The organism is Sphingomonas bacterium, assembly GCF_903642285.1.
Taxonomy (GTDB): Bacteria; Pseudomonadota; Alphaproteobacteria; order Sphingomonadales; family Sphingomonadaceae; genus Sphingomonas.
Genome location: NZ_CAHJWJ010000019.1, coordinates 55,761 through 66,454, shown reverse-complemented (window position 1 = coordinate 66,454; position 10,694 = coordinate 55,761). Strand labels below are relative to the sequence as shown.

The following is a 10,694-nucleotide window of genomic DNA, read 5'->3' as shown; positions in this document are numbered from 1 at the left end:
CGGCCGCGCCGCCGCCCGGTCCGCCGGCACCCGGCGCGCCTTGGCCGCCCCCCGGCGATGCACCGTCACCGCCGGGTCTGCCGCCGCCCGGTGCGCCGCCGCCCGGTCGTCCGGGGAAATTCAAACCGGCAAAGGGGTTGGGCCCGGTGCCGTTGCGAAACGCCTCGAACTCCTTCTGGATCTTGGACTTCAGCGCGATCGACCAGTTGATCCCGGTGCGAAGCTGCGAGCTTTCGGTGCGCGCGAAATTGACCGGGCGCGTGTCGATCCGCAGCAGCGTGCCGTCCGTCCCGCGCGTGAACCGGTCGGGAAACGCTCCCTCGATCGCGGCGGTGGCGGCGGGGAAGGACGCGATCGCATTGTCGGTATGCATGACGTTGTAATCCGCGGTCAGCGTCACGTCCTTCGCCTTCCACGGCTTGACCGTCAGGCTCAGCTTCATGACGTGGCGATCGTCCGCGATCAGCGCCGGGTTGCCGCCGCTCGTCGTCGTGACGGTCGCGGTCGTGCCGTTCACATAATCGAACACGCGCTGATTGGGGGTGATGACGAGCGGATTCCCGAGCTGCTGCGCGGTCGGTGCGTCGCCTTGATCGGTGATGGACACGAGGACCCGGATCGCATCGATCGGCGACCAGTTCGCGCCGTATCCCACCGTGGTCAGCGTACCGAAATCCGACAGATGATCGACCGCGACGTTCAGGTTCGCCGACAAGGTGCCGATCCACGGCAGCACGTCTTTCGACCGGCTCGTCAGCGGTACGTCGATATTCACCTGGCCGTTGACGATGTCGCGCCTGATGTCGCTGGTCTGCGCCAGCCCGGTCTGGCTGCGGTAGGAATTGCTGCTGAAATCGCTGGCCGACGCGCCGACGCGGATGCTCGTCGAGACCGACCCGGCGGGCAGTGCGAACAGGCTGCCGTTGACCAGCACATCCGCGCCGCCGCTGTTCGACGTCGAGAAGGCGCGGTTGCCGGGTAGCGCGCCCAGGCCCGTCAACGCGCCGGTGCGCGGGTTGGCGGTCGGGTCGAGCGCGTTCAGCCGCGTCTGGTAGGCGGTCGGGTCGAGCCCGGTGTCGGTGAAGGTCTTCGAATCGATCCGATCATACGTCCCCGTCAGCGACCAGCGCCAATGCCCGATATCGCCGTTGAACGTGCTGCCCAGATGCGACGTGATCGCCGAGGATCGCTGCGCCAGCGGCAGATAGCCGGTTGCGGTGCGCGTGACGGTGTCGACCGCGCCGTCGGTCGAGAACGGGCTGTTCGCCGGCACCGTCAGCGCCACCGTCGGCAGCCCGAAGGTGCCGACGCTGTCGGTCGATTCGATCCGCCCGTTGAAGCTTGCGCCGACCGCATTGCCGAACAGGTTGCGCGCATAGACCGCGTTGGCGGTGAAGTCGGTGCTGGAGGGGATCAGCGTGCGGTATGGGCGCTGGTCGGTACCGTCGACCGTGGCGACCGCGCCGCTGCCGTTCGCGCCGCCGGTCGTCGCGGGGGCGATGTCGCGCTGCGCCTCGGTCAGCGCGGCGGTCTGCTGATAGTTCAGATGCAGGTCGAAGCGGCGGTCGCGCTGGATGTTGAGCAGATCGACCTGCCCCTGCGGGCTGTTGCCGCCGCCCTCGGTCGCCTGTTTGTCGTTAGCCTCCAGCGTGGTCGCGCGGAAGCGGCGGCGCAGAACGATGTTCACGACCTTCTGATCCGCGCGGTAGCCATATTTCAGCGCGACCTCTTCGGGCAGGATGTCGACGCGCTGGATCGCCTCGGTCGGCAGGTCGCGAATCTCGGAGAAACTGGAGATGCGCCGCCCGTTCAGCAGTACGACCGGCGCGCCGCCCTGGCCGCGCCCACTGGTCGTCTGCGGTGCCAGTTCGTTCAGCAGGTCCGCGACCGTGCTGACGCCGTAGGAGCGGATGTCGGCGGGGCTTAGCTGCTGGTCGGGCTTGATGTCGCCGATCACCGCGCCGGGCTGCGCGCGGCTGCCGTTGACGACGATATCGGGGCCGTCGGCCTCGTCGTCGCCGGCCGCGGCTGCGCGCGACGACGGGGCGGGGGTCTGCGCGGGCGCGGGCGCGGTCTGCGCCGCGGCCATCGCGGGCAGCACGCTCGCCGCCGCCATCAACCCGCAAATCCGTACGCGCATGCTCGTCCCCGTCCCTCGATCGGCCCCGCGCCTATAGATCAATTGTCGCAGGATTGTGCCGGGCATGCGCTTATCGCCATGCCGGGCTCGTCCCGGCATCCAGTGCCCCATAGGACATCGCCCACGGCCCTGGACCCCGGGACGCCCGGGGTGACGAAGAGGGCGCTATTCCGCCGCCAGCGCCTGTTCGCGCTCCTGCGCCTGACGCGTCCACATCTCGGCATAGAGCCCGCCGCGGCGCAGCAAGCCGGCATGCGTTCCCGATTCGGCGATCCGGCCCCCCTCCAGCACGACGATCTGGTCGGCATGGACGATCGTCGACAGCCGGTGCGCGATGACGATCGTGGTGCGCCCGCGCTCGACCTGTTCCAGCGTCTCCATGATGTCGGCCTCGGTACGGCTGTCGAGCGCGCTGGTGGCCTCGTCGAGGATCAGGATCGGCGGGTTCTTGAGCAGCGTGCGCGCGATCGCCACGCGCTGCTTCTCGCCGCCCGACAGCTTCAGCCCGCGTTCGCCGACGCGCGTCGCATAGCCGTCCGCCTGGCGTTCGATGAACCCCGCGATCGCCGCGCCCTGCGCCGCGCCCGCGATCTGCGCGTCGCTGGCACCGTCCCGCCCATAGGCGATGTTGTAGCCGATCGTGTCGTTGAACAGCACGGTGTCCTGCGGCACGATGCCGATCGCGGCGCGCAGCGAATTCTGGGTGACCTGCGCGATGTCCTGTCCGTCGATCGTGATCCGCCCGCTCGTCAGGTCGTAGAAACGGTACATCAACCGCGCGAGCGTCGACTTGCCCGCGCCCGAGGTACCGACGACCGCGAGCGTGGTGCCGGCGGGGATGTCGAGATCGATCCCCTTCAGGATCAACCGGCCGGGGTCGTAGGCGAAGCGGACATCCTCGAACCGGACATGCCCCGCACCGACGACCAGCGCAGGCGCACCCGGCGCATCGACGATCTCGGCCGGCGCGTCGACGAGATCGAACATCGCCGCCATGTCGATCACGCCTTGCCGGATGGTGCGATAGACCATGCCCAGCAGGTCGAGCGGGCGGAACAACTGGCTGAGCAGCGTGGAGATGAACACCACGTCGCCCGGGGTGAAGCGGCCCTGCCCCCAGCCGCGCGCGACGAACACCATCCCGCCCGCCATCATCGCGTTGGTGATGAACGCCTGCCCGATGTTGAGCCACGCGAGCGACGTCTCGTTCTTGACCGCCGCCGCGGCATAGAGCGACACCGCGCGCTCGTAGCGGCGCGCCTCGCGGTCCTCGGCGTTGAAATACTTCACCGTCTCGAAATTCAGCAGCGAGTCGACCGCATGCGCCACCGCGCCGGTGTCGAGGTCGTTCATCCGCGCGCGCAGCGCGTTGCGCCAGTCGGTGACCCACCGCGTGAACCAGATATACGCCGCTACCATCACGATCGTCGCGCCGACCAGCGGCCAGCCGAAGCTGCCGCGGAAGATGTTGAGCACCAGCAGAAGTTCGAGCACCGTCGGCGCGATGTTGAACAGCATGAAATACAGCATCGTATCGATGCTCTTGGTGCCGCGCTCGACCACCTTGGTGACGGCACCGGTGCGCCGCTCGAGATGGAACCGCAGCGACAATTCGTGAAGGTGCCGGAAGACGCTACTCGCCAGACGCCGCGTCGCATCCTGTCCGACGCGTTCGAACACCGCATTGCGCAGATTGTCGAACAGCGTCGTCGCGAACCGCGCGCCCGCATAGCCGGCGACCAGCGCCATCACCATCCACACCGCCGACCGATCCCCATGCGCCATCGCGTCGACCGCATATTTCAGCGCATAGGCGACGACATAGACCTGGAGGATCTTCGACGCCGCCACCAGCAGCATCGCGATGACGATCCGTGCCTTCAGCCCCGTCTCCCCCGCCGGCCACAGATAGGGCAGGAAGCGCCGAAGCGTCGGGAGCATCGGCCGCTCGCTGCTCGTGGGGGTATAGATATCGGGAGGCATCGTCGGTCCGCATGTAGGCGCACGACGATCCACCCGAAACCCGCGACCGGAACTTAATCCGGACTGTGTCGCTTTAACGGCAGGCGTGGAGGCGGCGATGGAACCCCTGTTTTTCGTGATGGCGATCCTGGGATGCGGCGACGGCCAGGCCGCATGCCAGCAGGCGCGGATCGTTCCCGCCAAATACGAGACGATGGCCCAGTGCCGTGCCGCGTTGCCCGATCAGATCGCGCAGAACACCGACCTGTCCTATCCGGTGATCGCCGCCGATTGTCGACAGGGCGGGCAACGGATGGCGAGCGGCGCGAAGGCCGCGTCGCGGGGGTGAACAGGCCGCGGCCTGTTCGCCAACGTCGTCACCCCGGGCTTGTCCCGGGGTCCAGGGCCAGGACGACCTCGGCTGGCGGCTCTGGAGGCCGGGACGAGCCGGCATGACGGGTGGAGTTAATCGCGAGGCCGCCGCCACAACCCGGCATCGCGCGGGGCATCCGGATATAGACGCTGCCGCCCGCTCGCCTGCCGCGCCGCGCGCGCGATGAAGGCGAGTTTCTGCAGCCCCGACGTCGTCACGCGCCGGTCCCACGCGTGCTCGCCCCGCGCGGCGACCGTCCGCCCGATCGCCCCGTAGATCGCCGCCGCCGCCAGCACCGCCCAGGCCGACCGGAACGACAGCGCCGGCGTGCCCTGCCGCGCGCTCGCCTCGAACGCGGCGGCGCGGGTCGCGAGACGCTTGCCCAGCACCGCCAGCCGCTGGCGATACGGCAACGCCATAGGCTCGCCGGCTGGGATATCCAGCTCGACCAGCCAGTCGACCGGCAGATAGCATCGGCCGGCGCGATCATCCTCCGCAACGTCGCGCGCGATATTCGCCAACTGGAACGCCATCCCCAGATCGCACGCGCGGTCCAGAACCGCGTCGTCGTCGGGCGACACCCCCATCGCGACCGCCATCATGCACCCGACGACGCCGGCGACGTGATAGCAATACCGGTACAGATCGTCCTCGGTCCGCGGTCGCCACCCTTCGGCATCCAGCGCGAACCCGGCGATCAGGTCGCGCGGCCAGGCGTGCGGCAGGCGCGTCTCCGCCGCGAACAGCCGAAGCGCGTCGAACGCGGGATCGCCGACGATCTCGTCCGCCAGCGCCGCCTCGGTCTTTGCCGACATTTCCGCCAGCCGCGCCGTCGGATCCTCGACCGCGTGCATGGCATGGCCATGCGTCTGCCCGTCCGCGATGTCGTCGCATGCGCGGCACCAGGCATAGAGCAGCCACGCCCGCTCGCGCACCGCCGGCGCGAACAACAGGCTGGCCGTGGAAAAGCTCTTCGATCCCTTCGCGATCGATTCGCGCGCGGCGGCCACGATCGCGTCGCGGGTGGGGAGCGCGTCGTTCACGCCAGTTCCCGCGCGAACGCGGGGGGCCAGGGTAACGGGCGTAAAGCTTGGGGCCCCTGGGCCCCCGCGTTTGCGGGGGAACGAAAGATTCTCACAGATCCGCCGTCTTCATCCGCACGATCGGCTGCGTCGGCACATGCGCCGCCATCCGCGCGAGCAGGTCGTCCAGCGTGTCGGCGACGATCAGCAGGTCGCGGTGCTGCGCGCGCAGGAAGCCGACCGCGCCCATCTTCGCCCAGAACGCGATCAGCGTGTCGTAATAGCCCGCGACGTTCAGCAGCCCGACGGGCTTGGCATGATAGCCGAGCTGCGCCCAGCTCAGCGCCTCCCACAATTCGTCCATCGTGCCCGTCCCGCCGGGGATGGTCACGAACCCGTCGGACAGATCGGTAAAGGCGCGCTTGCGTTCGTGCATCCCCTCCACGGTGCGAAGCTCGGTCAGCCCGCGGTGCGCGACCTCGGCATCGACGAGCGCCTGCGGAATCACCCCGATGACCTCGCCCCCCGCCGACAGCGCGGAGTCGGCAACCGCCCCCATCAGCCCGAGCCGGCCCCCGCCATAGACGACCCCGATCCCGCGTGCCGCCAACCCGCCGCCGACGCTGCGCGCGCAGTCCATGTAGACGGGATCGGCGGGCGTGGCGGAGCCGCAATAGATGGCAAGGCGCTTCATGAAAATTCCTCCCCGGGACGGGGAGGGGGACCGCGCTCGAAGAGCGTGGTGGAGGGGGCGGACCGCGGGCGGATCGCTCGCGGAGAACCCCCTCCACCAGCTTCGCTGGTCCCCCTCCCCGTTCCGGGGAGGATTTGAAGGCCGCTCAACGCTCCCCTTCCAGCATCAACGCCGCAGTCGCCTTCGCACTCCCCACGACGCCGGGTATCCCCGCGCCCGGATGCGTGCCGGCACCCACGAAATACAGGTTCGGGATCGCGTCGTCGCGGTTGTGGACGCGGAACCAGGCACTTTGTGTCAGGACCGGTTCCAGCGAGAACGCGCTCCCCAGATGCGCGTTCAGATCCTGCGCGAAGTCCTTCGGCGCGTAGGAGAACTTGGTCACGATCCGGTCGTGGATGTCGGGGATCAGCCGCCGCCCGACCTCGTCGAGGATCCGCTTTTCCAGGATCGGTCCGACCTCGTCCCAGTCGACCGGGAACTTGCCCATGTGCGGCACCGGGGCCAGCACGTAGAAGGTGCTCATCCCCTCGGGTGCCAGCGCCGGATCGGTGATGGTCGGATGGTGGAGGTAGAGCGAGAAATCCTCCGCGAGCACGCCGTGGTCGTAGATGTCCGCGAGCAGGCCTTTGTAGCGCGGGCCGAACAGGATCATGTGGTGCGGGATGCCCGGCCACGTCCCCTGCACGCCGAAATGCACCACGAACAGCGACGGGCTGTAGCGCTTGCGCTCCAGCTTCGCCTTGGTCCGCTGCGCGCTGCGCGACGTCTTCAGCAGGTCGCGATAGGTATGCATGATGTCCGCGTTCGCCGCGACCGCATCCGCCTGCCCCTGCCAGCCGCTGGCGGTGGTGACCCCGGTCGCGCGGTCGCCGAGCGTTTCGATCGACACCACCGGATCGCCGAGCCGCAGCACGCCGCCGAGCCGCTCGAAATGCGCGACCATGCCCGCGATCAGCCGGTTGGTCCCGCCTTTCGCGAACCACACCCCGCCATCGCGTTCCAGCTTGTGGATCAGCGCGTAGATCGCGCTGGTCGTCATCGGGTTGCCGCCGACGAGGAGCGTGTGGAAGCTCAGCGCCTCGCGCAGTTTTTCCGATTGCACGAAGCTGGAGACCATCGAATACACCGACCGCCACGCCTGGTATTTCGCGAGCGCGGGCGCGGCCTTGATCATCGACGCGAAGTCGAGGAACGCGACATGGCCGAGCTTCTCATAGCCCTCCTTGAACACGCCCGCCGAATATTCGAGGAACTTCTGGTATCCCGCCCAGTCGCCGGGATGCAGCCGCTCGATCTCGCGGCGCAGGATGGTGTCGTCGTTGGTGTAATCGAAATTGGTGCCGTCCGCCCAGTTCAGCCGGTAGAAGGGCGTGACCGGTTCCAGCGTCACGTCGTCCGCCATGTCGCGGCCCGATAGCGCCCATAATTCCGCGAGACAGGCCGGATCGGTGATGACGGTTGGTCCGGCATCGAAGGTGAAGCCGTCGCGTTCCCAATAATACGCCCGCCCGCCGGGCTTGTCGCGGCTTTCGACGATGGTCGTCGCCAGCCCTGCGGATTGCAGCCGGATCGCGAGCGCGAGCCCGCCGAAGCCGCTGCCGATGACGATCGCCGATCGTGGCGGCGCGAAACGCGAGGTCATGCCATGATCGCCCGCACCGCGCGTGCGATCGGCACCGGCGGCCGGCCGGTCAGGATCCGCGCCTTGTCCATCATCGTCGATCGTCCTGCATAGAAACGTCCTATAAGTCCGGGTGCCAACCGGTAAAAGCGTTCGAGGATCCGGTATCGCTCCTCGGGCTCGGCGGCCTTGAACAGCATCGCGTCGAGCATCCGGTAGAAGCCGCGTTCCCGCCAGCGCGCCCGCGCATAGTCGTAGGTCGCCTCGTGCAGCGCCGCGCCCGAGAAATCGGTCCGCGCCGCCAGCCGGTTGGCGAGCCGGATCGCATCGGGCAGCGAATAGCCCGTAGTCGGGTGGAACAGCCCGGCGCGCATCCCCGCCTTGGCGACGCGTGCGCCGCCCGATCGCCAATAGGCCTCGAAGTCGCCGCCGATCGCGACCGGCAGCACGCCCTGTTCGGTCCGGCCCGCCTCGACGACGTCCCAGCCGCGGGCGGCGGCATAGGCGGCGATTCGCTCGGTCAGGACGGCGGGATCGAGATCGGGGGTGCCGCTGTAATAGGTGTCCTCGACGAACATCCGGTCGGCCGCGAAGGGCAGGCAATAGACGAAGCGATAGCCGTCGATCTGTTCGACCGTCGCGTCCATCACCAGCGGGTCGGGGGCGTCGTGCGGGGCCGCCAGCGTCAGTTCGCGCCCGACGAATTTCTGCCAGCCAAGCTCCAGCAGCGACAGGTCGCCCGGCCCGCGCGCGTCGATGACGCCGCCCGCCTTCATCCGGTTGCCGTCCGCCATCACGACCGCGGTCGCCGATGCGCCGATCACCTTGCGGCCGAGCATCATTTCGCCCGGCAGCAGCGCGCGCGACACCGCGCGGTGCAGGGCGGCGCTCTCGATCGAATAATAGGCCGCGCCGATCGTTCGGCCGTGATGCGGAAAGGCGACGCGGTAGGCCGGCCAGGAATGCGTGACGAGCGGCGCGACCAGCGGGCGATCACGTCTGGTGACGTCGCTGCCGAAGAACGACCAGAGATGATTGCCGCCGACGACATCCCCCGCATCGATCAACCGCAGATCGAGCCCCGGATGCGCGGCCTTCAGCGCAAGCGCGATCAGCCCGCCGGCAAGCCCGGCCCCGACGATCGCCACATCGCAATTGAGTGTTGAGGCCATGACGCACCCTACCGCGTCGATCCGCCGCGCGACACCCACGATCGGTCGCATCGGCAACCTGCCTTGTTTGGGGGGGTGGGGGAGGCGTTGCTCGACGCAGGCGCTCTTCGGCTGGACCTTTTGCCCGCGCCCCTCACCCCACCCCGGCGATGGCCGGGGCCCATTCGCGCAGGTTGTCGTAACGGAGCGTCCTGCGCCGCCATGATCGTCTCGCAACTGGGCCCCCGCCTTCGCCGGGGTGGCGCGGGTTTGCCGGGAAACGCCGGTTCGACGGGAATGGAACCCACGACGAACTACCGCTAAACCCATCCGATGACCGCCCCGACCCTAACCACCTCCCGCCTCACGCTGACGGGCCACCGCATCGACGACCTCGACGAGTCCGCGGCATTGTGGGCCGATCCCGGCGTCTACGGCATGATCGGCGGGCAACCGCGGAGCCGCGAGGATGTCTGGATCCGGCTGCTCCGATCGGTCGGGCTGTGGACGCTGTTCGGCTATGGCAATTGGGTCGTCCGCGAGACCGTGGGCGGCGGGTTCGTCGGCGAGGTCGGGTTGCTGGAGGCACGTCGGACGATCGCGCCGCCGATCGACGCGCCCGAAACGGGCTGGGCGCTGGCGTCCCATGCGCAGGGCAGGGGCTATGCGAAGGAAGCGCTGGACGCGGTGCTCGCCTGGAGCGACGCGCAACGGATCCTGCGCACGATGTGCATCATCGATCCGGACAACGCCGCCTCGATCCGGCTGGCGGCCAAGATCGGCTACCGTGCGATCGGGCGGGCGACCTATCACGATCGCCCGGTCGATCTGTACGAACGCATGGCGGGCGCGGGCGCGAACGGGTAAGGGGGCAGGGTGATCCTCGCGCTCCTCCTGTCCGCCGCCGCGATGACGCTGATCGTCGGGGTGCGCTACCTGCTCGTCTCAGGCGCGTTCGCCGCGGCGACTCGCGCGCGCCATCCCGGGCTGTACGCGGGGCTCGACCCGCAGATGCGCCGCGAGATCGGCTGGAGCCTCGCCTCTGCGGCGATCTACGGCGTGCCCGCCGGGGTGCTGGCCTGGGGGTGGCAGCATCACGGCTGGACCCGCGTCTATACCGGCTGGCACGCGATGCCGCTCTGGTATCTGCCGCTGTCGGTATTTGCCTATCTCGCGCTGCATGACGCCTGGTTCTACTGGACGCATCGCTGGATGCATCGGCCCGGCCCGTTCAAGCTGGCGCATGCGGTCCATCATGCCAGCCGCCCGCCGACCGCCTGGGCGGCGATGGCGTTCCACCCGATCGAGGCGCTGACCGGCGCGGTCGCGATCCCGCTATTGGTGTTGTTCGTCCCCATCCACGTCGCGATGCTCGGCGTCGTGCTGACGATCATGAGCGTCATGGGGGTCACGAACCATATGGGGTGGGAAGTCTTCCCGCGCGTCCTGTGGCGCGGGCGGATCGGCGACTGGATCATCACCGCCAGCCATCACCAGCGCCATCACGAACGCTACGACGCCAATTACGGGCTGTATTTCCGCTGGTGGGACCGGTGGTGCGGCACCGACCGGGGGATCGGCGATTTCGCCCGCGACCATGCCCGTGCCGCCCGCCGCCGGGTGCCCGCGCTCGCCGAGTGACCGCCCCGGCGTGATGCCCGAATACAACACCGTTGCGAGCTTTGCGCGGACACGGGCCGGATGAGGGACCGATCCGCGGGATAAGGC

The 10,694-nt window shown here is 68.7% G+C and carries 9 protein-coding genes; 3 read left to right on the top strand and 6 right to left on the bottom strand.

Translation table 11 applies throughout. The features are described 5' to 3' along the window. The coding region (locus HUU99_RS10825) for a TonB-dependent receptor (RefSeq protein WP_174286588.1) at positions 1–2,140 on the bottom strand (2,140 nt) is incomplete at its 3' end. A gap of 165 nt (positions 2,141–2,305) precedes the next feature. After that, on the bottom strand, positions 2,306–4,123 hold the full coding sequence (locus HUU99_RS10820; RefSeq protein ID WP_174286587.1) for an ABCB family ABC transporter ATP-binding protein/permease: 1,818 nt from the start codon (positions 4,121–4,123) through the stop codon (positions 2,306–2,308). A 97-nt stretch (positions 4,124–4,220) separates the two neighbouring features. Between HUU99_RS10820 and HUU99_RS10815 the strand changes: the two genes are divergently transcribed. Beyond that, a complete protein-coding gene (locus HUU99_RS10815; protein WP_174286586.1) occupies positions 4,221–4,451 on the top strand; it encodes a hypothetical protein in 231 nt (76 codons plus the stop codon). A 116-nt stretch (positions 4,452–4,567) separates the two neighbouring features. Here HUU99_RS10815 and HUU99_RS10810 read toward each other — a convergent pair whose 3' ends face one another. The 4 genes from HUU99_RS10810 to crtY form a co-directional block, all read right to left on the bottom strand. Continuing rightward, positions 4,568–5,518, bottom strand: coding sequence for a phytoene/squalene synthase family protein (locus HUU99_RS10810; RefSeq protein WP_174286585.1), 951 nt, complete (start codon positions 5,516–5,518; stop codon positions 4,568–4,570). Between the two features lie 91 nt (positions 5,519–5,609). Further along, entirely contained in the window at positions 5,610–6,191 is a 582-nt protein-coding gene (locus tag HUU99_RS10805) for a TIGR00730 family Rossman fold protein (RefSeq protein WP_174286584.1), read from the bottom strand. A gap of 145 nt (positions 6,192–6,336) precedes the next feature. Next, positions 6,337–7,836 (bottom strand): phytoene desaturase, encoded by a 1,500-nt coding sequence (locus tag HUU99_RS10800; protein ID WP_174286583.1) that lies wholly within the window; start codon positions 7,834–7,836, stop codon positions 6,337–6,339. Further along, complete coding sequence (crtY, locus tag HUU99_RS10795) at positions 7,833–8,987, bottom strand: lycopene beta-cyclase CrtY (protein WP_174286599.1); 1,155 nt, start codon at positions 8,985–8,987, stop codon at positions 7,833–7,835. Before crtY ends, HUU99_RS10800 begins: the two co-directional genes overlap by 4 nt. Before the next feature lie 312 nt (positions 8,988–9,299). Between crtY and HUU99_RS10790 the strand changes: the two genes are divergently transcribed. After that, positions 9,300–9,833, top strand: a complete 534-nt coding sequence (locus HUU99_RS10790) for a GNAT family N-acetyltransferase (RefSeq protein WP_174286582.1) — start codon at positions 9,300–9,302, stop codon at positions 9,831–9,833. Between the two features lie 9 nt (positions 9,834–9,842). Further along, a complete protein-coding gene (locus HUU99_RS10785) occupies positions 9,843–10,607 on the top strand; it encodes a sterol desaturase family protein (RefSeq protein WP_254603126.1) in 765 nt (254 codons plus the stop codon). Positions 10,608–10,694: the final 87 nt, after the last annotated feature.

Bases quoted from the DNA above. Each gene is read 5' to 3' on its own strand.
- HUU99_RS10820 (WP_174286587.1), bottom strand. From the start codon at position 4,123: ATGCCTCCCGATATCTATACCCCCACGAGCAGCGAGCGGCCGATGCTC.
- HUU99_RS10815 (WP_174286586.1), top strand. From the start codon at position 4,221: ATGGAACCCCTGTTTTTCGTGATGGCGATCCTGGGATGCGGCGACGGC.
- HUU99_RS10805 (WP_174286584.1), bottom strand. From the start codon at position 6,191: ATGAAGCGCCTTGCCATCTATTGCGGCTCCGCCACGCCCGCCGATCCC.
- HUU99_RS10800 (WP_174286583.1), bottom strand. From the start codon at position 7,836: ATGACCTCGCGTTTCGCGCCGCCACGATCGGCGATCGTCATCGGCAGC.
- crtY (WP_174286599.1), bottom strand. From the start codon at position 8,987: ATGGCCTCAACACTCAATTGCGATGTGGCGATCGTCGGGGCCGGGCTT.
- HUU99_RS10790 (WP_174286582.1), top strand. From the start codon at position 9,300: ATGACCGCCCCGACCCTAACCACCTCCCGCCTCACGCTGACGGGCCAC.